23 protein-coding genes and 1 pseudogene are annotated in these 21423 nt (G+C 56.8%); 13 read left to right on the top strand and 11 right to left on the bottom strand.

Going from position 1 to position 21423, the window contains the following annotated elements; all coding sequences use genetic code 11:
* The first annotated feature begins 96 nt into the window (after positions 1-96).
* From GGR27_RS20355 to GGR27_RS02255, 6 genes are all read left to right on the top strand, one after another.
* The gene (locus GGR27_RS20355) at positions 97-1479 is read left to right on the top strand and encodes a sensor histidine kinase (protein ID WP_168035768.1); all 1383 of its coding nucleotides are present in this window, start codon (positions 97-99) and stop codon (positions 1477-1479) included.
* An 87-nt stretch (positions 1480-1566) separates the two neighbouring features.
* A complete protein-coding gene (locus GGR27_RS02275; RefSeq protein WP_209037859.1) occupies positions 1567-2322 on the top strand; it encodes a response regulator transcription factor in 756 nt (251 codons plus the stop codon).
* A gap of 28 nt (positions 2323-2350) precedes the next feature.
* Positions 2351-2611: a NifU family protein gene (locus tag GGR27_RS02270; protein ID WP_245184369.1), complete on the top strand. Its 261-nt coding sequence runs from the start codon at positions 2351-2353 to the stop codon at positions 2609-2611.
* A 2-nt stretch (positions 2612-2613) separates the two neighbouring features.
* Positions 2614-3318 carry an RsmE family RNA methyltransferase gene (locus GGR27_RS02265; protein WP_168035767.1) on the top strand — a complete coding sequence of 235 codons (705 nt, stop codon included), beginning with the start codon at positions 2614-2616 and terminating at the stop codon, positions 3316-3318.
* Positions 3319-3322: 4 nt separating this feature from the next.
* Entirely contained in the window at positions 3323-4009 is a 687-nt protein-coding gene (locus tag GGR27_RS02260; RefSeq protein ID WP_168035766.1) for a DUF4159 domain-containing protein, read from the top strand.
* A complete protein-coding gene (locus tag GGR27_RS02255; protein ID WP_168035765.1) occupies positions 3993-4847 on the top strand; it encodes a glycosyltransferase family 2 protein in 855 nt (284 codons plus the stop codon). The genes GGR27_RS02260 and GGR27_RS02255 overlap by 17 nt, the downstream gene beginning before the upstream one ends.
* Here the strand turns inward: GGR27_RS02255 and GGR27_RS02250 are convergent.
* Entirely contained in the window at positions 4842-5600 is a 759-nt protein-coding gene (locus GGR27_RS02250; RefSeq protein WP_168035764.1) for a glycosyltransferase family 2 protein, read from the bottom strand. The genes GGR27_RS02255 and GGR27_RS02250 overlap by 6 nt on opposite strands.
* A 201-nt stretch (positions 5601-5801) precedes the next feature.
* On the opposite strand from GGR27_RS02250, the gene GGR27_RS02245 reads away from it, so the two are divergent.
* From GGR27_RS02245 to GGR27_RS02230, 4 genes are all read left to right on the top strand, one after another.
* Positions 5802-6917 carry a glycosyltransferase family 4 protein gene (locus GGR27_RS02245; RefSeq protein WP_168035763.1) on the top strand — a complete coding sequence of 372 codons (1116 nt, stop codon included), beginning with the start codon at positions 5802-5804 and terminating at the stop codon, positions 6915-6917.
* Between the two features lie 203 nt (positions 6918-7120).
* On the top strand, positions 7121-10621 hold the full coding sequence (locus GGR27_RS02240; protein WP_168035762.1) for a pyruvate carboxylase: 3501 nt from the start codon (positions 7121-7123) through the stop codon (positions 10619-10621).
* A 114-nt stretch (positions 10622-10735) separates the two neighbouring features.
* Complete coding sequence (locus GGR27_RS02235) at positions 10736-12118, top strand: GH1 family beta-glucosidase (RefSeq protein WP_168035761.1); 1383 nt, start codon at positions 10736-10738, stop codon at positions 12116-12118.
* 47 nt (positions 12119-12165) lie between these two features.
* Positions 12166-12612 carry a VOC family protein gene (locus tag GGR27_RS02230; RefSeq protein WP_168035760.1) on the top strand — a complete coding sequence of 149 codons (447 nt, stop codon included), beginning with the start codon at positions 12166-12168 and terminating at the stop codon, positions 12610-12612.
* Positions 12613-12689: 77 nt separating this feature from the next.
* On the opposite strand, the gene GGR27_RS02225 is transcribed toward GGR27_RS02230, so the two are convergent.
* The 8 genes and pseudogenes from GGR27_RS02225 to GGR27_RS02190 all read right to left on the bottom strand — a co-directional run bounded on the left by GGR27_RS02225 (position 12690) and on the right by GGR27_RS02190 (position 18800).
* Complete coding sequence (locus tag GGR27_RS02225) at positions 12690-14177, bottom strand: hypothetical protein (protein WP_168035759.1); 1488 nt, start codon at positions 14175-14177, stop codon at positions 12690-12692.
* A 13-nt stretch (positions 14178-14190) separates the two neighbouring features.
* Positions 14191-14835 (bottom strand): protein-L-isoaspartate(D-aspartate) O-methyltransferase, encoded by a 645-nt coding sequence (locus tag GGR27_RS02220; RefSeq protein WP_168035758.1) that lies wholly within the window; start codon positions 14833-14835, stop codon positions 14191-14193.
* Positions 14836-14879: 44 nt separating this feature from the next.
* A complete protein-coding gene (locus GGR27_RS02215) occupies positions 14880-15347 on the bottom strand; it encodes a pyrophosphohydrolase domain-containing protein (protein ID WP_168035757.1) in 468 nt (155 codons plus the stop codon).
* 316 nt (positions 15348-15663) lie between these two features.
* A pseudogene (gene rpmA, locus GGR27_RS19795) lies at positions 15664-15912 on the bottom strand (50S ribosomal protein L27); the annotation flags it as partial.
* Positions 15913-16082: 170 nt separating this feature from the next.
* On the bottom strand, positions 16083-16394 hold the full coding sequence (gene rplU / locus GGR27_RS02205) for a 50S ribosomal protein L21 (protein ID WP_168035755.1): 312 nt from the start codon (positions 16392-16394) through the stop codon (positions 16083-16085).
* Between the two features lie 96 nt (positions 16395-16490).
* Positions 16491-16634, bottom strand: a complete 144-nt coding sequence (locus GGR27_RS02200; protein WP_168035754.1) for a hypothetical protein — start codon at positions 16632-16634, stop codon at positions 16491-16493.
* Positions 16635-16849: 215 nt separating this feature from the next.
* Positions 16850-17944, bottom strand: coding sequence for a redox-regulated ATPase YchF (ychF, locus tag GGR27_RS02195; protein WP_168035753.1), 1095 nt, complete (start codon positions 17942-17944; stop codon positions 16850-16852).
* A gap of 208 nt (positions 17945-18152) precedes the next feature.
* Positions 18153-18800 carry a rhomboid family intramembrane serine protease gene (locus tag GGR27_RS02190; protein ID WP_209037857.1) on the bottom strand — a complete coding sequence of 216 codons (648 nt, stop codon included), beginning with the start codon at positions 18798-18800 and terminating at the stop codon, positions 18153-18155.
* 102 nt (positions 18801-18902) lie between these two features.
* Here GGR27_RS02190 and GGR27_RS02185 point away from each other — a divergent pair, with 102 nt between their 5' ends.
* Genes GGR27_RS02185 through GGR27_RS02175 form a run of 3 tightly spaced genes read left to right on the top strand, consistent with a single transcriptional unit; the run spans position 18903 to position 19902 of the window.
* A complete protein-coding gene (locus GGR27_RS02185) occupies positions 18903-19223 on the top strand; it encodes a Dabb family protein (protein ID WP_168035752.1) in 321 nt (106 codons plus the stop codon).
* A 4-nt stretch (positions 19224-19227) separates the two neighbouring features.
* On the top strand, positions 19228-19473 hold the full coding sequence (locus GGR27_RS02180) for a MoaD/ThiS family protein (RefSeq protein WP_168035751.1): 246 nt from the start codon (positions 19228-19230) through the stop codon (positions 19471-19473).
* 12 nt (positions 19474-19485) lie between these two features.
* Complete coding sequence (locus tag GGR27_RS02175; RefSeq protein ID WP_168035750.1) at positions 19486-19902, top strand: molybdenum cofactor biosynthesis protein MoaE; 417 nt, start codon at positions 19486-19488, stop codon at positions 19900-19902.
* Between the two features lie 10 nt (positions 19903-19912).
* On the opposite strand, the gene GGR27_RS02170 is transcribed toward GGR27_RS02175, so the two are convergent.
* Together GGR27_RS02170 and moaC are read right to left on the bottom strand one after the other, a co-directional pair.
* Positions 19913-20947: a HesA/MoeB/ThiF family protein gene (locus GGR27_RS02170; protein WP_168035749.1), complete on the bottom strand. Its 1035-nt coding sequence runs from the start codon at positions 20945-20947 to the stop codon at positions 19913-19915.
* Positions 20944-21423, bottom strand: coding sequence for a cyclic pyranopterin monophosphate synthase MoaC (gene moaC / locus GGR27_RS02165; protein WP_168035748.1), 480 nt, complete (start codon positions 21421-21423; stop codon positions 20944-20946). The genes GGR27_RS02170 and moaC overlap by 4 nt, the downstream gene beginning before the upstream one ends.

Raw genomic sequence — 21423 nt, 5'->3', positions numbered from 1 at the left:
CTAGTCCTGAGCCAATAATGGTTAATAAAGGTTAACCGACACGACAAGGACGCCGGGTCTGTGCGTTCTTTGTGCAAAGCTCGTCAGCGAAGTACCGTGAAAAAACTTGCCTACACCTTTAGCGCTATTCTCGTCCTGCTGGCCGGCTTTCTCGGGGTGTGGTGGCACCAGTCCTACCAAAAGGACGCCGCCGTGCTGCGCGAAACGGTCGAGAATGAAGTCAACCGACTGGTGAGCGACGAGTTCGTTTACCCCACGCTCCAGGCTTTTATGCACCACGAACAGTCCGTCCGGGAAGGAATGATCCTCTGGCGTGATGCAAATACCAGCGTAAACGGTGGGTTGATGCGGATTAAAAAGATTCGAACCAATGCCTACGGGCAGCCGGAAACGGCCGAAATCACCATCATCCGCAACAGCCGGCCCATCGCGAGCTCGCACTTTTACTACGATAAGAAACTGATCGCACTCGATAAGCTTCCCGAGACCGTTCGCGACAGCATGTACCGCAAGTTTGGCATTAACCTGCGCCCGGTATTTTTTCAGCTCCGCTCGGTGACCTTTAACGATCAGTACACCACCGCACCGGAAGAGCCCATGACGGTCCGGATCAAATACATCTCTTCCGTGGGGGCAAGTCACTCTCGGGCGTCCTTCGTGGTTACGGACTACGTGCCCCAGCTATTGCTGGGTCTACTTCCTGAATTTCTCTTCGGATTCATTCTTTTCGGTGCCACCGGGTTCGCCTTTCTTTCCGCGTACCGCAACCTCAACGAACAGCGCGAACAGTTACGCGCCAAGGATATTCTGGTCGCAAACGTCGCCCACGAACTCAAAACGCCCATCGCTACGGTCGGCGTGGCCCTTGAAGCCCTTAGCCTGTTCGGCGCCGATACGGACCCCGCCCGCCGGCGGGAATACGTAGCCATCAGCCAGACCGAGCTCAGGCGCCTCGACGCGATGGCGGACCGGGCCATCGACTCCCTGCAGGAGGGAGACCTCAGTCAGCGACTTGTTCTGGGTAACGTCGACCTAACCGTCGCCATTCACGAAGCGTGGCGGAGCCTCGCCCTGCGCCACCACTTACCCGAGTCCGCACTGCAACTGACGACCTACGGAACCACCCTGGCCGAAGTTGACGCGCACTACTGGCACCACCTGGTGTACAACCTACTCGACAACGCCTGTAAATATGGCGGCCGTCCCCTGGTCGTCGACGTAAACCTGACGAGCCAGGTCGGTGCGCACGTCCTGACGGTTGCCGATAACGGTCCGGGGGTTCCCGCAGCGGAAAGACACAAGATATTCGATCGCTTTTACCGGATTGCGCGTCCGAGTTACGGCCACGCCGTGAAGGGCCACGGGTTGGGCCTCAGTTTCGTCCGCCAGGTAGCTACTGCCCACGGTGGCGGGGTGGAGGTTGACAATGTCGCTGGACGTGGCGCTCGCTTCACCGTGCGGATACCATCCGTGCGTTGACGTCGTACAATCTCGTCAAGCTGGGTACTGCCGATCAGTACTTCACCTACGCCCGTTCGTTTCCCGCCGCTCATAATTATTTCAACCATGAAAGTACTTTACCTAGAAGACGAACTCCTGCTGGCCCGGATCGTCAAAGACTCCTTGGAAAGTCGGGGGCTGGATGTCGACTGGTTCACCGACGGGAAAAAAGCCAGTGGTGCGCTACGGGATGCGGGTAACTACGACATCGCCGTGCTCGACGTTCAGTTACCGGGTGAAGACGGTTTCAAGATTGGCGAACGCCTCCGGGCGGCATTTCCTGACCTGCCGATTCTCTACCTGACGGCTCGGGTTCAGTCGAAAGACGCACTGGTTGGCTTTGCCTCCGGGGGTAACGACTATGTGCGCAAACCCTTCAGTATGGAAGAATTGCTGGTACGCATGCAGAACCTAGTCAACCTGGCGGAGGGCAATTCTTCCGCTCTTAATCTAAATGACCCCGCACCCGCGACCACGCAAACAACCGTACACGTAGCGGAGGAGGTTTATCGCTTTGGCACCTTTATTTTCGACTATAACCATTTGCGATTGACCCACGAAGGAGCAACTACCCGCACGGACTCACTAAGTCACCGGGAGGCCGAGTTACTCCGGCTGTTCCTACGTGCGTACGGCGAAGAAGTGATCGAGCGGAAGCGCATCCTTCTGGAGATTTGGCACGACGACGGGTTTTTCACCTCGCGCAACCTCGACGTTTACGTGCGCAAACTACGGAGCTTACTGGAGGTCGACCCCGGCGTCCGCATCCTGACTTTGCGGGGCGTGGGTTACCGTTTTGTGCTGGACGGCGGTCAACCCTAAACCCCTTTTGTGGTTATCTTTACCACCTATGATAGCAAGTATGACGCCGGACGAAAAGCAGGATTGGATGATTAAAGTAGACGGCGCCCTCGACGACGTCCGTCCCCACTTAGCCATCGACGGTGGCAACATCGAAGTGCTCAACATCAGCGACGATATGATCGTCCAAATTAAGTGGCTCGGTGCCTGTAACGGATGCTCCATGACCGCCATGACGATGAAGGCCGGCGTGGAAGAAACCCTCCGGCGGCGCATCCCGGAAGTCGTTGGCGTAGTGGCGGTGAACTGATTATGCAGCTATTTTACGATCCGGACGTGCAGCGCGGCCCGCACGCCCTGCGGGCGGAAGAAGCGCGGCACGCTTTCCAAGTGCTCAGAAAAAGGGTGGGCGACGAACTCAACTTGGTCGACGGAAAAGGTGGCTGGTACAAAGCTACGGTGGCCTCTATTTCAAAACGAGAATGCTTGATCGACGTCACGTTGTTGCGGCGGGAAGCAGCACGCGCTTCCTACTCGACGACCCTGTTGGTCGCGCCCACCAAAAACATCGATCGCTTCGAATGGATACTTGAAAAAACGACGGAAATCGGTATTGACTTTATCCAACCCATCCTCACGCAGCACTCAGAACGAAAAAACATCCGTACCGATCGTCTGGAGCGGGTCATTGAGTCGGCGATGAAGCAAAGCTTGCAAGCCTGGCTGCCCGCACTGGGTAATTTGTGTTCTTTTGCAGAGGCATTGCAGCAGTCCGACCCGGCGGGGCAAAAATATTTAGCTTACCTCGGTGGACAAAATACACCGCAACTTCACCGCACTTGCCGGCCCGGCGGCCACGTTACAATTGCGGTCGGTCCGGAGGGGGGATTTAGCCCGGCAGAGGCAGAACTAGCCGTTTCGGCGGACTTTAATTTTGTTAGCCTCGGCCCACAACGCCTCCGTACGGAAACGGCCGCGATTACCGCGGTGCACACCATCGCACAGTTAAACTGGTAATATTATGAAAAAGCTACTGGGCCTAATTAGTATTCTCGGAGTGGCAGTGTTGTTCGCTGCGGCCACTTCCCCGGCAGCTCCGGTGGGTATCGGGGCTGCGCAACTTAAACTAGGATTATTAAAGTACAACGGTGGCGGAGATTGGTATTCTAACCCGACTGCCCTCCCCAACCTGGCCGCTTTCTGCAATAACCAACTGGGGACTAACCTAAACGTAGGCTACGGAACCGTTGAAGTCGGCAGTGCTGAACTGTATAACTTTCCGTGGGTCCACATGACGGGCCACGGGAACGTGGTCTTCAACGCGTCCGAAGCGGATAACTTACGCAACTACCTAATCGGCGGCGGCTTCCTGCACATCGACGATAATTACGGCATGGACCCCTACGTCCGGGTTGCGCTGGAGCAGGTATTTCCCGAAACCAAACTCACGGAACTTCCCTTCGATCACCCGGTCTACAACCAAGCTTTCCGGTTTGAAACCGGCTTGCCCAAAATTCACGAGCACGACGGCGGGCCGCCCCAGGGTTACGGCATTTTCCACGAAGACCGGCTGGTGGTTTTCTATTCCTTTCAGTCCGACCTGGGAGATGGTTGGGAAGACGAGGCCGTGCACAATGATCCGCCGGAAATTCGGCAGGCAGCCTTGCGCATGGGGGCGAACTTGATTCAGTATGCATTCGAGCAATAAGCTGCCATCATTACCCGCCGTTTCAGTAATCCTGAGCACGTACCAGCAACCCGACTGGCTGGCGCTCGTGCTGGAAGGCTACGCCCGGCAATCGTTCACAGATTTTGAACTCATCGTAGCGGACGATGGCTCGGACGACAGGACGCGGTCTCTGCTGAACACCACGGCGCCACAATTACCTTTTTCCGTGAAGCATGTCTGGCACGCGGACGACGGTTTTCGCAAGACGATAATTCTTAACGAAGCCGTACGGGTGTCATCCGGTGAGTATCTGGTGTTTTCTGACGGGGACTGTATTCCGCGCGCGGACTTTTTGGCCAAGCACGTCACCCTGCGGGAGCGCGGTGAGTTTTTGTCCGGCGGCTACTTTAAGCTTCCGGCAAGTGTGAGCTCGGCCATTGACGTTGGATCGGTTCGAAGCCAGGAATGCTTTGACTTTGAGTGGCTTAGGTCGCGCGGACTGGAAAGTGGGTTCAAGAATCATAAGTTGACGGCGGCGGGTTATTGGGAGAAGTTTTTGAACCGCTTCACACCAACCGGAGCGACCTGGAACGGTATGAACTCATCTGGCTGGCGGGAAGATATTTTGGCGGTTAACGGTTTTGACGAGCGGATGCAGTACGGTGGGGAAGACCGGGAAATGGGGGAGCGGCTGGTCAACTTGGGCGTCACCGGTAAGCAAATCCGGTACAGCGCTATCTGCCTGCACCTACACCACGAACGGGGTTACGTAACGCCGGAGATGATTGCACGCAACGAAGCTATCCGCAAGGATACCCGTAAGCAACGACTCACCCACACGCCCTTCGGCATCGACCGGGCGCAAGACGATTCATGAGTGCTGCTTAGTTAGCGCGCGCAGTTTTGCTTCCCGCATCCACACGTACTGGCCGTCCGTCTTGGCGATGAAATAGCCCGGCAGTCCGTCGAGAAAACCTAATTGAAAAAAATACTCGCTGATGAAGCGGCCGGCTGGTTTGGTGAGTAGTCGTAGCATGCTACCGCGCTTGCCCAGGTCGTGGAAAGATTGCGCGGCAATGGTGCTATGCTTATTCAGCCGGTTGATGCGGTCGTGAAACCCTTCGTCGGTGTAGTGCAGCAGATCACCGGATAGCAGGGTGTTAGTGGCGCCGGCAACTGGGTCGAAACTATCGTGGGGGTTCACGCCACCGAGGCGGTACTTTCGGCGATCGAAGAGGCGCATTTTACGGTCCGGATACCAGCCTCCGTGGTGAATCCAGACACCCATGAAGCGATTTAGGCGATTCATGTAGTAGCAATCGTGGGTCCAGTCAGCGATTACCGCCCGTAAACTGGTCAAAAGAGCGGGGGAAAGCGCCTCGTCGGCGTCGATCGAGAGCACCAATTCGTTGGTAGCGGAAGCGATCGCGAAGGCTTTTTGCTCCCGGTGGCCCAGAAAGGCCTGGTGAATGACCCTGGCCCCGGCGGCTTCGGCGATGGCGACGGTGCTGTCCGTAGAAAGACTGTCAACCACCACGACTTCGTCGGCAATCGCCCGGACGCTCTCCAAACAGCGCGGTAGGTTTGCCGCCTCGTTTAAGGTAATGATGACCACGCTTACTTTCTTCACCTGACTTGGTTTGAACCGGCTCTCTAGTTGAATTTGGGTTACCGCAAACATACCATTTACCCAACTTGTAATTTTGATTGGTGAATAGGTTCCTTCATCTACACTCACCCTGCACCCGCGTCCGCGCCCACCTCTGCTACGGGAAGGCCAGGTGCTCCTTTACCCTTTCGGCAAGCGCCGTCAAAAACATACCTTTGGCCCATGCCCGAAAATCCTTCCCTCCTCGTCATTAGTTCCTACCGCGAAAGCATCAACACGGTGCGTCCCGAGGGGCGGTGGTTCGTCGGTCTCGCCCGCGACCACGGTTACCGCATAACGGTGATGACCGAACGACGCGAGGCGACTTACCTGGAGGAAATGGAAGCCGCTGGCGTGCGCATTATCGATTGGCAACCGAGCAGTAAGTGGAAGCGGGCCGATAGTCTTCGAATCGCTCGCGAACTCACTGAGAACCATTACGACCTACTGTTCCTGTTGAACAACGTGAGCATTTACTCCGGCATCCGCGCGGCTAAGGGATGGGTGGGAAAAGTCGTGACGTACCGGGGTTACACCGGTAACATCCACTGGTGGGACCCGACAGCCTACCTGAATCACCTGAGCCCGCGGGTGGACATGATTTCGTGCGTAAGTGCCGCCGTTGCCGAAAGTTTGCCCGGATTACCATTCCTGGACCCGAAGAAACTCGCAGTGGTTGGGAAAGGTCACGACCCCGCCTGGTACGCGGACGTAGCACCGCTGGATTTGGAACAGGCGTTCGATATTCCGCCGCACCGCAAGGTGATCGTGATGGTAGCCAACGCGCGCCGGATGAAGGGAACTAAGTACCTCGGCGCCGCCATTCAGCAACTGCCTCCGGGGCTGGATCTCCACTTCCTGTTCGTGGGCCGTGGTCTGCGGACGCCCGAGTTCGAATCGCTACTCACCGACAGCCAGTACGCCCACGAATTTACGTTTGCCGGTTACCGGACGGACGTGCTCGAGATCGTGGCCGCCGCCGACATCAGTCTGCTGCCGAGCGTGAAGGGGGAGGGGCTCAGTAAAGTGCTGCTGGAATCGATGTTTCTGGGCCGACCGACGATCATGACCGACATTGGTGGCAACAGGGGGCTGGGCATCGATCGGGAAACCGCGCTCATCATTCCCGCGCGCGACGACGCGGCGTTGAAGACCGCCATTCAGGAAATGGCCGAAAATGGTGACCTCCGCGCGCGGCTCGGCCCGGCGGGCAGGGCGTTCGTCACCGAGCACTTCCGCGCTACGAAAACGGCGCGTGACCTGGATATCGCCTTTAGAAATCTACTCGCCAGCGATTAAGTGGATTTTTTGCGCGGTCCCGATTGCTATCGGGAGTGCAGGGGAAATGCGGTTAACACCCTACATAATATGGCGAAGCGTAGATGTGGCGGGTAAAAGTAGGCCCGTCGCGGGACTAGTCAATAATTATGCCGGAGGGCTCGACTCGATTTCGCCTATTTTCGTGTTCACTTTGGTAACTTGCCCGTCCAACCAACAACAACATGAGCAGCACCCAGATCACCCGGTTTAATAAAATCCTCGTAGCTAACCGCGGTGAGATCGCCATCCGTATTCTCCGTGCGGCCAGTGAGCTGAAAATGACCACCGTTGCGATCTACACCTACGAAGACCGCTACAGCCTGCACCGCTACAAAGCCGACGAGAGCTACCAGATCGGCGCGGACGACGACCCGCTACGTCCCTACATCGACATCCCCGCCATCATCAAACTGGCCAAGGAGAAGAAAGTCGACGCCATTCATCCCGGCTACGGCTTCTTATCCGAGAACACGGATTTCGCGCGCGCCTGCCGCGACGCGGGAATCGCTTTCGTGGGGCCTTCCCCGGAGAGCATGGATCAACTGGGCGATAAGGTAGCGGCCAAGTTGCTCGCCAGAAAAGTGGGTGTTCCGCTCATCCAGGACAGTGACAAGGATATTTCTAACCCCGAGATCGCCGCGGCGGAAGCGAAGCGGATCGGCTACCCGGTCATCATTAAGGCAGCCTCCGGTGGTGGCGGCCGGGGGATGCGCGTGGTGCGCAGCGAGGAGAAATTGAAAGTCGAAGTAGTCGACGCGGCCAACGAGGCGGAAAAAGCGTTTGGCGACGGTACGATCTTCCTGGAGAAATTTATCGAGAACCCGCGCCACATCGAAGTGCAGCTGCTGGGTGATCACTACGGTAACTTAATTCACCTGCACGAGCGTGACTGCTCGGTCCAACGGCGCTTCCAGAAGGTCGTCGAAGTTGCGCCCGCGCCCAACCTCAAGCAGGAAACTAAAGACAAGCTTTTCGAGTACGCACTCATGCTGGGCCGCGAGGTCGGCTACTACTGCGCCGGCACGGTAGAGTTTTTGGTGGACGCGGACGAGTCGATCTACTTCATCGAAGTGAACCCCCGGATCCAGGTGGAGCACACGATCACGGAAGAAATTACCGGAATCGACCTGGTTCGTACTCAGTTTCTGGTGACGATGGGCTACCCCCTGGACCACCCGACGATCTTCATCCGGAGCCAGGCGGACATCTCGGTGAATGGCTACGCCATCCAGTGCCGGGTGACGACCGAAGACCCCGCTAACGACTTTAAGCCAGATTACGGAACGCTCATCGCCTACCGTTCCGCGAGTGGCATGGGTATCCGTCTCGACGCGGGTTCCGCCTTTCCGGGAGCCGTGATTAGTCCCTACTTCGATAGCTTGCTGGTTAAAGTATCCGGGAGCGGCCGCACCCTCGCCGGGGCCGCCGACCGGTTGCACCGCGCGCTGCGGGAGTTCCGGGTTCGGGGCGTTAAAACCAACGTTGGCTTCCTGTTGAACCTGCTTGAGAACGAAGATTTCCAGCGTGGCAAGGCGACCGTCCGCTTCATCCCTGACCACCCGGAATTGATGGTGGACCGCCAGTTCCGCGACCGGGGGACCAAGCTACTCAGCTACCTGGCTAACACCATTGTCAACGGCAACCCGGACGTCAAGAAGTACGACCCTAAGACCAGGTTCCTCAAACCAATCGTGCCGGCGTTCGATCAGTACGCGACCGTGCCGCAGGGCAGCCGTGATCTACTCAAGAAGCTCGGCCGGGATGGATTCGTCGACTGGCTGAAGAACGAAAATAAAATTCAGTACACCGATACGACCTTTCGGGACGCCCACCAGAGCCTGTTGGCCACCAGGATGCGGATGATCGACATGCTTAACGTGGCGCGTAGCTACGCGGTCAACCAACCGGCGGACCTGTTCAGTATGGAGGTGTGGGGCGGCGCGACGTTCGACGTCTCGATGCGTTTTCTCAACGCCGACCCCTGGCGGCGCTTACGCAAGTTGCGTGAAGCCATCCCCAATACCATTTTTCAGATGCTCCTCCGGGGCAGCAACGCGGTTGGCTACAAGGCCTATCCGGACAACCTCATCGTGAAATTTATCGAGGAGGCGGCGCGGGGCTTCGATACCTTCGATGAAAACGGCAAGGTCAACGGCGCAACCGGTGGCATCGACCTGTTCCGAATTTTCGACTCCCTGAACTGGATCGAGAACATGGAGACGTCCATCCGTACCGTCCGCGAAAACACGGATTCGCTGGCCGAGGCCTGCATCTGCTACACCGGCGACATCACCGACCCCAAGAAGACTAAATTCACGCTTGACTACTACCTCAAGTTGGCTAAGCGGTTAGAAAATGCCGGCGCGCACCTCTTGTGCATCAAAGACATGGCCGGATTGCTCAAACCCCTCGCCGCCGAGGAGCTCATCCAGGGCCTGAAATCCGTAACCAAGCTGCCCATTCACCTCCACACCCACGATACGTCGGGAATCCAGAGCGCAACTTACCTGAAGGCGATCGACGCCGGTGCCGACGTTATTGATGTTGCCATCAATCCGCTGTCGGGGCTCACCTCTCAGCCTGGGTATAACTCAGTAGCGGCCATGATGCAGGGTCACCCACGGGAGAACCCGGTGGACCTGAAAAAACTAAACGAATTTGCGGATTACTGGGAAACCGTCCGCACGTATTACTATCCCTTCGAGACGGAGCTCCGCGCCGGTACGGCGACGATCTACGATACGGAAATTCCCGGTGGTCAGTACTCTAATCTGCGCCCGCAAGCACGCGGTCTGGGCCTGGAGGAGCAATTCCCGGCTATCCGGCAGAACTACACGGCCGCCAACGCGCTATTTGGTAACCTGGTCAAGGTAACGCCATCGAGCAAGGTCGTCGGTGACATGGCGATGTTCATGACGTCAAATAACCTGACCGCCGACGACATTCTCACGCGGGGTGATAAGCTCGACTTTCCGGATAGCGTCAAGAACCTGATGCGGGGTGATTTGGGCCAGATCGAAGGCGGGTTCAATCCCGTTGTTCAGCAACTCGTGCTGGGCAAGGAGAAACCCTACACCGACCGGCCTAACGCTCACCTTGAGCCCATCAACTGGGAAGAAGCTGCGGTGGAATACGTTGAAAAATTTGGTGTGAAGCCGGACACGAAAGCCTTGCTGGCCTACTTGCTTTACCCAAAGGTGTACGCCGATTATTTCGCGCACGACGATGAGTACGGTCAGGTAGCTAATTTGCCGACCAGCGCTTTTTTCTACGGCTTGCGGCCAAACGAGGAAGTGCTTGTTCGCATCAGCGCCGGTAAGCGCATCACGATCAAGTACCTCAACATGACCGAGGCGGACGAGCAAGGAAATCGCCTCGTCTTCTTCGTGTTGAACGGCCAGACGCGGAGTATCACCGTCACCGACCTCGGGCTGAACATCAACGTGGTCAAGAACCAGAAGGCGACCGGTGCCGGTCAGGTGGGAAGCCCGTTGATGGGTAATCTGTCGCGTATCCTGGTCAAGGTCGGTGACACCGTCGAGGCCGGTGATCCGCTATTCGTTATCGAGGCGATGAAGATGGAATCCACCATTACCAGCCCCAATGATGGGGAAATTCTGGAAATCGCGCTGAAGGAAAAAACGCTCGTCGACACGGATGACCTGGTCGTTACCGTGGGGTGATCTTTGCGAATTACCTTGCACCCGCGACTGCGCCCACTAGATGCGGCACCGCGGCCAAATAAAGATGAAAGGAGAAGCCCCAACCGGCTTCTCCTTTTAAATTAGATGATCACCATGAAGCAATTTCCAACTAACTTTCTCTGGGGGTCGGCCACCTCGGCCTACCAGATCGAGGGCGCGCACGACGCGGACCGCAAGGGCCCTCACATCTGGGACGTATTTGCCCACACGCCCGGGAAAGTCCACCGCCAGGAAAATGGTGACGTAGCCTGCGATCACTACAACCGTTACCCAGCAGACATCAAACTGATGAGCGAAGTGGGGTTAAAATCATACCGCTTCAGCATAAGTTGGGCGAGAATTCAGCCGGACGGAAAGGGAGACCCCAACCCGGCAGGCATTGCGTTTTACGGCAAACTGATCGACAACTTGCTCGCCAACGACATCGAGCCCTGGGTCACGTTGCACCACTGGGATTTGCCCGCCGCCCTGCAAATGGAAGACGACGGCTGGTTGGGCGAAACCACCTCCGATCATTTTGCGCAGTACGCGAGCATCTGCTTCGAGCACTTCGGTGACCGGGTAAAGAACTGGATCACTATGAACGAAAGCTGGGTGATGTCCATCCTCGGATTTCACAGCGGCCTGTTCGCGCCCGGGCGAAAGTCAGCGGACGAACCGTACCGCGCCGCGCATAATTTGTTACTGGCTCACGGCAAGGCCGTCCGGGTTTACCGTGAGCAGTTTAAGTCTCAGGGCGGGCAAATCGGGATGACCAACAACTGCGACTGGCGACATCCACTAACTGATAGTGAGGCGGACCGAGCCGCCGCGCAACGGTCGCTCGAATTCATGCTCGCCTGGTTCGCCGACCCGATTTATTTTGGCGACTATCCAGCCGTTATGCGGGAACATCTGGGCGACCGCCTACCAAAATTTACCGATGAGGAGAAAGAAATGCTGAAGGGCAGCTCAGATTTTTTCGGCCTGAATCACTACACCACCATGTACGCTGGCGACGTGCCGGCGGGCCAATCCGTGGAAAATGGCGAGTACGCAAACGGGGGCGTTTTTTCCGACCAGCACGTCGCGCTAACCACCGACCCCGCGTGGGAAACGACGGATATGGACTGGCCGATCGTGCCGTGGGGTTTCCGGGAATTACTGCTGTGGATCAGTGCGCGTTACCAACGTCCACCGATTTACATCACGGAAAATGGCTGTGCTACGCCGGATACTTTATTGGCGGGGGAAGTTGACGATCCGCAGCGCATCGCTTACTTGAATGGCTACGTCGGCGCGGTGCACGAGGCGATCGAAAAGGGGGCCGACGTCAGGGGATATTTCGTATGGTCGCTGCTGGATAATTTTGAATGGGCCAGTGGTTACGACAAGCGGTTCGGAATAATTCACGTTGACTTCAAGACGCAGCAACGTAAGTTGAAATCTTCCGCGCACTGGTTTCGGAAGGTAATTGAACGGAACGGGCTGGCGTAAATCCGTGTAGCCCACGCGGAACCCACGGGGCAAAAATTATGAGTTCTATGCACAGATTACAACACGTGACGCTGATCGTCGACGACATCGACGTAGCGACCGACTTTTACGTGCGGCATTTCGATTTTGAGGTAATCGAAGTCAAAGGTCTGGATTACCCGGGCGCATTTCTCCGGATAAACGATTTCGATCAACTGCACTTAGCGGTTATGCCGGACGGCCCCACGACCTTTCGGGGGCACTTTTGCTTACGGATCGATAATTTTAGCGAGCAGTTTTTCAAGTTTCAGCGCCTGGAACTGCTCGACCTTAAGCCCTGGGGCAAAATGCGCGAGTTACCGAACGGGTCGGTACAGATGTACGTCCGCGATCCTGCGGGAAACTTGGTCGAGCTCACTTCTCACCCGGAGGATCGCGCGGACATTGATCCCACCATTTTTAATCAGCCGGAGTGGGGTGGGGCGCCCTACTCGTACACCGGTAAGGCTGGCTAGATGTTTGTTAGCAAGCATGCGCGGTCGCGGGTGCCGGGTAGATGGGCGGAAAGCTCGCGCTAGTGTGTGTTCGCGAATCATGACAATTTCAGGTACTTAATTATGCTCTTTGTGAGGGCTTTTTCGTCGGGGCTGAGATCCGAATTGAGGTGTTGGTGAAAGTAGGCACGCTGCGCGGCGGCGATATCTGTGCGCGCGCCCATTTGCTTCAGTAGTTTTAGCTTGGCCACCCTGAAACCCGGCGTCGCACTGATGGCCATCAGTCGTTCGTTCAGGCCGGTCCAGTCTTCCATTTGGCTGATGAGCTTACGGATCGCCGAGATGGCTAGTGCCGCGACTTTGTCGAAACGGTGGGAGATCAAAGTTTGTAGTTGATTCAGGATGGCTGCGGAAATTTTGATTTCCGGATGCTGCCGAATGACGTAGTTGAGTTGCAACAGGGCGTTATACTTCAGCCGAGCTTCTGGCCTGGTGATGTATTCTTCAATGAGCGCCATGGTCGCGAGGGGCGGCGCTTCGTCCAGTAGTGTTTTCCAGGACTCCGACAACTGCTGTTGCCACACCACCGGAGCCGTATCGAGGAATTGCCGCTCGGCTAGCTTACGGTTGAGCGCGTCCAAAGAAATTTGTTGATCCGGGGAAGCCACCTCGCGCAGCAATTCCACGTACCGAAAAACAACCCAGAAAGCTTCCGTACTCCAGAAAACCGCCCGTACGACGGACAGCGGATCGGACACCCCATTGGCCTCGAAAACCGCCAGTGCTTCCGGGAGGGCTTCTACCTGTTTTTCTAAAAGGTAAGTAGCCACCTTCACGGCCGCCGGTGAAATAATTTTTGCGACTACGTGTAGGTAAGGCTTCGCAAAATCTGCCGCGTATTCGTTGCGGTGACCGAGTGCCAGGAGACGCTCGGCATCTCGTGGCGCTTCGAAGCAAAACGATAAAGCCGTAAGGATGGCCGTCCCCTGGGGGTGTACGCCCGGCCGCTCCAGTTGGGCGAGCATCGCGTCGGCGGCGTTGGCCGTTCCCAGTCGTCCCAGTATTTCCCAAGCCAGCCTAACCGAATTGCTCGGGACGAGGTCGAACAAGGTCATCACCCAGGGTTCGAGCGCGGCGAGCACTTCGTTCGGTGCGCTGGTCCATCGTTTAGTGTTCCCCGCCATCCGTTGCAGGGAACTTTCGGCCGTAGCTGGGGTCAGGAAAAGTGCGCCGCGTAGGCGGTCCTGCTGCCGCCAGAAATCAATCCGTAACGCGCTAGCTGAATCTTCGGAAATAAATCTCGTGAAACTACGTAGCGAGGTGAACTGGGACTGGATTGCGGCGTACTCGGCGGGAACGTCATCCAAAAAAGGTACGGCCTCTAAGCTGAACCGCACGTTCTTGACCAATCCTGAAAAATACGCGGCCGCTATTTCTGCACGGTCCCCGAAAGTAAGCTTCAGCATCACCGGTGATAGTCGGCCGGCCGAGGAAGACACGTCCAGCACGGTGCCCGCCTCCGAATAGAGAACGGTGGTCGTCACCGGGCCGAAGGGCGTTGGTTGTTGTAGAGAGAATTCTGGCATGGTATCGATTACTTCAGGCTAGACCTTCCTTGAAGGGTACGAACTGGCAAACTCCTAAATCTTCGGTCGTCCAGATGGCCTTTTCCGTCCTCACGATTTTGAGTAGTCGCTGGTTTTCACCGTCGGGCCCGACGGGAATCACCAGTATGCCGCCGACCTTCAATTGTTCCCGCAGCGCTTGCGGCACCTCTTCGGCCCCGGCCGTAGCGAGGATACGATCGAAAGGTGCCCACTCCGGCAGCCCTTTGTTCCCGTCCCTAAGGAAAGACCGAATACCGTTCAGTCGCAACTGCTTGAACGTGAGTTTAGCTTTTTTGTAGAGCGGTTTGTGGCGTTCTACGGTAAATACCCTCGCGCCCAGCACCGAGAGCACCGCCGACTGGTAACCGGACCCAGTTCCGATTTCCAGCACGTGCTGGCGGGACAGCACGTCGAGCGCGGACGTTTGCCACGCCACCGTGGAGGGTTGGGAGATGGTTTGCTCGCAGTCGATGGGAAAAGCTTCGTCGCGGTAAGCCCAGCCGTGAAAACCACTTTCGAGAAAAGCGTGGCGGGGTACGTTTGCCATCACCTGGAGTACGCGCTCGTCGTACTTGCCGGTCTCGCGTAAGCGATCGATGAGTTGCCTGCGTTGTCCGCGGTGGCGGTAGGAGTCCATGTTGCTTGAGTATTAACGACCGAACGGCTGACTGAGGAAAATGGTTAGCCCGCTAGCTGACCCTTGATATCCGCGGCGGAGTAGTGAACGTTCTTCAGCACCTTGCCGTCCTCAATCCGGTGGACCAGGAACACCTCGCCCGATGGGACGATCTTCCCCGCCTGGTCTAGTTTGCCGTAGTGTTCGATGGTTTGCGCCGCTTCCGCTACCGTTGCGCAAGTCTTGCTCATGTTGCTGCGGTGGACTTCGTCAAAGATGCCCGCAAACTTCTGCCCCAGCCCAAACTCCAGGATGGCCCCACTGAGGACGTACTGCAAATCGGCGCAGGCGTCCGCGACTTCTACGAGGTCATTGTCAGCAAGCGCGGCTTCCAACTCATCCAGTTCTTCGCGAAGCAGGTTGATGCGCAGTCGACAGCGATCGGCGGAGGGGATGACCGGTGCATCCAGTACCGGCAAATGGAAAGTTCGGTGGAATTCCGCTACGGATTCCAGGGCTTGGGGAGATTTCACGGAAAGATTTTTTGGGTGAAGCCAAGGTACGATTCGACAACGGAATCGGTCGCTAAATCTCACCCGGTAAAGAATTGACAGACAAATTTTCGACTACGGGAAAAGCCCGGTCCGAACTTGCGTTCGAACCGGGCTTTAATAACTTTTGCGTTTAACTCATACGGAGAAAGCTCCGTACGGGGTACTATGCCTGATCGTCCGTAGCGGGGGCATCCGAGACGGCAGCCTCGATGACTTCCACGGGAGCGGAAGCGGCCTGCGCCATGGGGATGGGAGCTACCTGCGGGGCGATGGTGCCGCCGCCGGCCGTGAGGGTGGGGTCGATGCTAACGTACATCCGGTTCCGGTAGCTCTTTCTGAAGCTAACCTTGCCGGCTACTTTGGCGTGGATCGTGAAGTCCTTACCCATGTAAACGTTTTCACCGGGGTGGTACTTGGTACCGCGCTGGCGAATGATGATGTTGCCTGCCTTAGCGGCCTGACCTCCGAAGAGCTTAACGCCAAGGCGTTTCGAGTTACTATCGCGGCCGTTATCGGTACTACCGACACCTTTTTTGTGAGCCATGGTATTGGATTTTAATTGTTTTCGCCGCTTTTGGTCACGCCTTTAGCGGAAAGTCGGTCGCTACCACTCCCTTTGTTTCCGCTAAAGTCGTGACGCGGCGAAAACAATTAAAATAGGAAGAGATCAAGACCTTTCTATAACAAAATTAAGAGATGGGAACGGTTAGAAAACTAGACCGTGACGGAGTCGATTTTGATTTTGGTGTAGGACTGACGGTGGCCGTTCTTCACTCGGTAGCCCTTGCGGCGCTTCTTCTTGAAGACGATGACCTTGTCACCCTTCACGTGATCAATAATGGTGGCGCCGATGGAGGCACCACTGACGTTCGGCGTGCCAATTGACGTGCCCGCGTCACCCGAGGTGAAGTGGACGTTGTCAAAGCTGACGGAATCGCCAGCGCTGGCTTCTAGCCGGTGGACGAAGATCTCCTGACCCTCGACTACTTTGAATTGTTGACCGGCTATGGTTACGATTGCAAACATTAGGAAATGTGTTTTAATGGGGCGCAAAGGTAAGCAAGGCAAGCCGCCCGTGCAAATTAGTTGCCTCGTTCCGGTTGCACCATGCTCGACGCGAGTTTAGCTTTCCTCCCCGTTATTCTGACTCAGGAGATTAAAGATGAAATACAGCACGCCGATGACGAGTAGTAAAATAACCGCCAGCACGACGTAACTCGTAGCGCTACCGTTACCGGCCAGAATCGAAGGGAATTTTAGGAACATGGTGCTTAGGGTTGCGTGATAAAAGCGGTTGGTGCTTCTGCGTTCAAGGTACGCTTATCGTAATGATGAGCGTCAGCAGCGGGAGTCGGGTCAGCGGTTCGCCCGCACGTTGTAGACAAAGGTAGGGGCACGTCTGGTCGGGTGCACCCTTAATTCCACTGCTTTCCCCCAACCACTCCGCACCCGCCCCGATAGTTATCGGGGCGGCAAATAATTTAAACGTTGAAGCGGAAATGCATCACGTCTCCGTCTTCTACTACGTATTCCTTGCCCTCTACGCTCAACTTACCGTTGTCGCGTGCGCCGGATTCGGAGCCGAATTCTACGAAGTTGTCGTAGTGGATGACCTCGGCGCGGATGAAGCCGTGTTCGAAGTCCGTGTGGATGACGCCGGCCGCCCCGGGGGCTTTCGTGCCTTCCGTGATCGTCCAGGCGCGCACTTCTTTTTCACCGGCCGTGAAGTAGGTCAGTAATTTCAGTAAGTTGTAGCTAGCGCGGATGACGCGGTTGACGCCGGGCTCGGGCAGGCCCATGTCCTCCAGGAACTCCTGGCGTTCTTCGGCGGTGTCGAGTTCGGCAATTTCCGCTTCGATCTGGGCGGAGACGAGGAGGACCTCCGCTTTTTCGGCCGCGACTGATTCCCGAAATGCTTTCGTGTGTTTGTTGCCGTCGGGGAAGCCGTCTTCGTCTACGTTACAGACGTAAAGAACGGGCTTTGCCGTGAGCAAATAGAGGTCGTCCAGAATGGCTTTTTCGTCGCCGATGTCGAAGCTACGGGCCGGCTTTTCCTGGTTGAGGTGGGCGAGGAGACCGTCGTAGATCTCGACGATCTTCACGTGTTCCTTGTTGCCGGATTTAGCGGTGCGGCGCAGTTTCTCGACGCGCTTTTCGATGGTCTCGATGTCCTTAAAGATCAACTCGGTGTCGATGATCATTTTATCGCGCACCGGGTCGACGGAGCCGTCGACGTGCACCACGTTGTCGTCGTCGAAGCAACGGACGACGTGGATGATGGCGTCCGTTTCCCGGATGTTGCCGAGAAACTGATTGCCCAGTCCTTCGCCCTTACTCGCGCCCTTGATGAGCCCGGCAATGTCGACGATGTCGACGGTCGTCGGCTGGACCTTCTGCGGATTTACCAATTCCGCTAACTTATCGAGCCGGGTATCGGGCACGGTAATGACGCCGATGTTGGGCTCCTTGGTGGCGAACGGGTAGTTCGCCGCCAGCGCCTTGGCGGAAGTCAGGGCGTTAAATAAGGTTGATTTGCCTACGTTCGGCAGGCCGACGATGCCACATTTGAGCGCCATGGAGTTGTTCTTTTAGGGTACGGTGATTTGGCCGAAAACCTTTTTTGCGCGGTCGCTGGTGCAAGGTTGCGTCAGTTATGGAGCAAGGGCGGTTGGGCGGTAAATCGGGCGCAAAAGTAGGGATAATTATCTACGCAACCCGCGGTTCCACCCGCCCGGTGCGGTGCTTACCAAAATTGCGGATTACTACCGGACATCACGAGTGTAGTTAGAAAAAATCGGGGCCCTGCGGTTGGCTGACCTTGACGATGAATTCCTGCAAGAAATCCCGTGGCTCGTTAAACACTATGATCAACGCTACGTAAACCACCAACCCAAAGATGGCTCCCCACAGGTGTGCGTTGTGGTTCGTCGTGCCGCCGCCCCGGCGATCCTGGTAGTCCGAGTAAAAGATGTACCCGATGCCGAGCAGGATGGCGGGGAGCGGCGGAAAAATAAACCAACTCCAGGGCGCGATCATGATGAACGGCCACATCACGGCGGACACCCCACCGGAAGCACCGATGCTGGAAAACCCGTAGTTATCTTGATGGCGCACGTAAGTGACTATCTTGGCCGCCACGATTCCCGCTAGGTAGAAGAGTAAAAACCCAACGTTGCCAAACGTCGTTCCCAGCATGGAGCTGAACGTGAATTCTCCGGCCGCGCCAAAAATATACAGCGCGTACATGTTGAAGAACAAGTGCATACCGTCGCGATGTACGAACCCGGCACTGACGAAGCGGTAGTACTCGCCGCGCTCCTTAACGGCGGCGGGTGAATAAACGAGTTTGTTCATCATGCCGGGGTCCTGCCAGGCGCGCCAGGACACTAGTACGGTAAAGGCGATGATGATCGTGGTAATGGTAATCGACATAGGGCGTAAAGTAAATACTAAAACGAACAACGCACGAAGGATTCATTTGATACACAACACCCGTTAGTTTTCAAAGCGGCGACGCAACGCAACCAATACTTAATGACCGAGCCCCCGACCAGCATGATTCACACTGTCTACTTTTGGTTAGATCGCCAATTAACCTCCGCGGAAGTCACCAACTTCGTAACCGGAGCCAAAGCCCTCGGCGCAGCCCCGACCGTCCAAAGTTTCTTCGGCGGCGGTCCGGCGGATACCAAGCAGCGCGACGTGACCGATCACTCTTTCGACTACTCCATCCACCTCCACTTCGCCAGCGTTGCGGACCACGAGGCCTACCAAGTTGACCCCGTACACCTCAAATTCGTAGCGGAGCAAGCGCATAAATTCGCCACCGTAAAAGTTTACGACAGCAAAGCCTGAAACCATGAGCGTCACCTACCAAGTGCAAACCTTCGCCGCCGCCCGGGAACTACTCGGTAGTCCGGTGAGTATTACGTTACCGCGGGGCGCAAAGGCCCGCGATCTCCGCCAGCAGTTGCTCGTCGACTTCCCCGCCCTCGCCACCCTCAAAGATTTCGCCATCGCCCGCAACGAAGCGTACGCCCTGCCCGGTGAAATCCTCGAGGCGGGGGACGAACTCGTCATCATTCCCCCCGTTAGCGGTGGCTAAACCAACCCCAAAATGATTGACGTACGGCTCTCGGGCGATGATCTCGACTTAAGCACTTGTTACGATTTTGTTCAGGACCCGGCCTGCGGCGGCATCGCGCTGTTCGTCGGCGCGATCCGTAACCACAACCAGGGCGAGGAGGTTACCCACCTGGAATTCAGCAGCTACGACGGGATGGCCCTCAAAGAAATGCGGAAAATTGCCGAGGCCGCCAGCGAAGATTATGGCCTGGCGAAAGTTGCGCTCCACCACCGGAAGGGCGAGCTGAAGATCGGGGACGTGGCCGTCATCATTGCCGTCAGCAGTCCCCACCGGAAAGCTGCTTTTGAAGGCTGCGCGTACGTCATCGACGAGCTGAAAAAGCACGTTCCCATTTGGAAGAAGGAATTTCGGGCGGACGGAACCCACTGGCTCAACGCGCGGCCCTAATTACCAAGGCTTATCGCCCAAAAGCTACCAGCCCACCCCGCAGACTCAAGGCGGCAAACCCAGCCTTCTGCAGTTGGGAAGCCAACATCAGGCTTAATTTTCCCGAATTACAGTAGATCAGGTATTCCCCCTCCGGTGTCATCCGCTCGACGCACTGCCCGTAGGGATTCCGTTTGGTCAGCCGAATCACGTCCGCCGCGGGTTCCGGTTCGCGCTGCTCGTCGAGCATGGTGAAGACGAGGTCGTACCGTGCCAGTTCAAAATCATCCGTTTCGAGGCTGGCTCTTTTTTCGCCGCCCACGCCCCACGGTGGCAGAATTACTTTGTCGTACTGCTTTTTGATCTTCAGGCGGTGTTGTCGGTTGTCGAGGAGATTGTAGGTCAGTAGGGTATCGATTGGGGGCGTGCCGATGCCGAGGAGAAAAGTCAGGGCGGCGTTTGCCTGCAGCATACCAATCGTGCCGACGGCCGTGTTGAGGACGCCGGTGGTAGCGCAATCGGGTAGGGTGGGGTCGGGCTCCGGGAACAGGTCGCGTAAGTGGATGGACTTGGCGGTGTCGTTCGGAAATAGGGCCAGGTAGCCTTCAAAGACCTGGGCGGCCGCGTACACTAACGGCTTGCGCAACAGGTGACAAGCGTCACTGAGTAAGTGTTTGGTGACGGCATCGTCGGTGCAGTCCAGAACGATGTCGGCGGCCTGCACGAGGGCCTTCACGTTCCCGACTTCCAGGTATTCGTTGACGGCGCGGACGCGGGTGCCGGGGTTAAGCGAGCGGCAGTGTGTGGCGAGTGCGTCAGCTTTGGTGTCCGTTTCACCTTCCCGGAAGAAAACTTGCCGGTGGAGGTTACTGACCGTGGGTTTGTCGCCGTCGACCAGGGTGAGTTCCCCGATGCCGGCACCCGTGAGGTACACGGCGGCGGGGTTGCCGAGTCCGCCGCAACCCACGATCAGGACGCTCGTTGCGCTTAATTTTGCTTGCCCTGCTTCCCCCACGCCGGGGAGGACTATTTGCCGTGCGTAACGGTTGCGATCTTCCGGGCTCATACTTCGGGGGCTTGGTAGTCAGACTTTCCGCCGGTCTTACTGACGAGGTGAATGTTTTCGATCCGGATATCGTGGCTCATTGCCTTGCACATATCGTAAATCGTCAGGGCCGCCACCGCGGCACCGTGGAGCGCTTCCATTTCTACGCCCGTGCGCCCCTCGGTTCGAACCCGGCATTCCACCAACATGGCACCCGCGTCCTCGCCCTCAACCTTAATTTTACAGGAAGAAATCGCGATCGCGTGGCACAACGGAATGACCGACCAGGTCTGCTTCACCGCCTGCGTACCCGCAATGATGGCTGTGTGGACGACACTACCTTTCTTACTGTTGAATCCGTTATCGCTCAGCTCCGCCATGATCTTTTTACCCAGCACGACCGTAGCGTGGGCGACGGCCACCCGCGTCGTAATTACTTTATCACCGACGTCGACCATCGTGGGCCGGCCGTCGGAATCCAGGTGGGTAAGGGACAT

It is taken from the genome of Neolewinella antarctica (genome assembly GCF_011927835.1).
Taxonomy (GTDB): domain Bacteria; phylum Bacteroidota; class Bacteroidia; order Chitinophagales; family Saprospiraceae; genus Neolewinella; species Neolewinella antarctica.
This window is presented reverse-complemented; position numbering and strand designations above follow the sequence as displayed.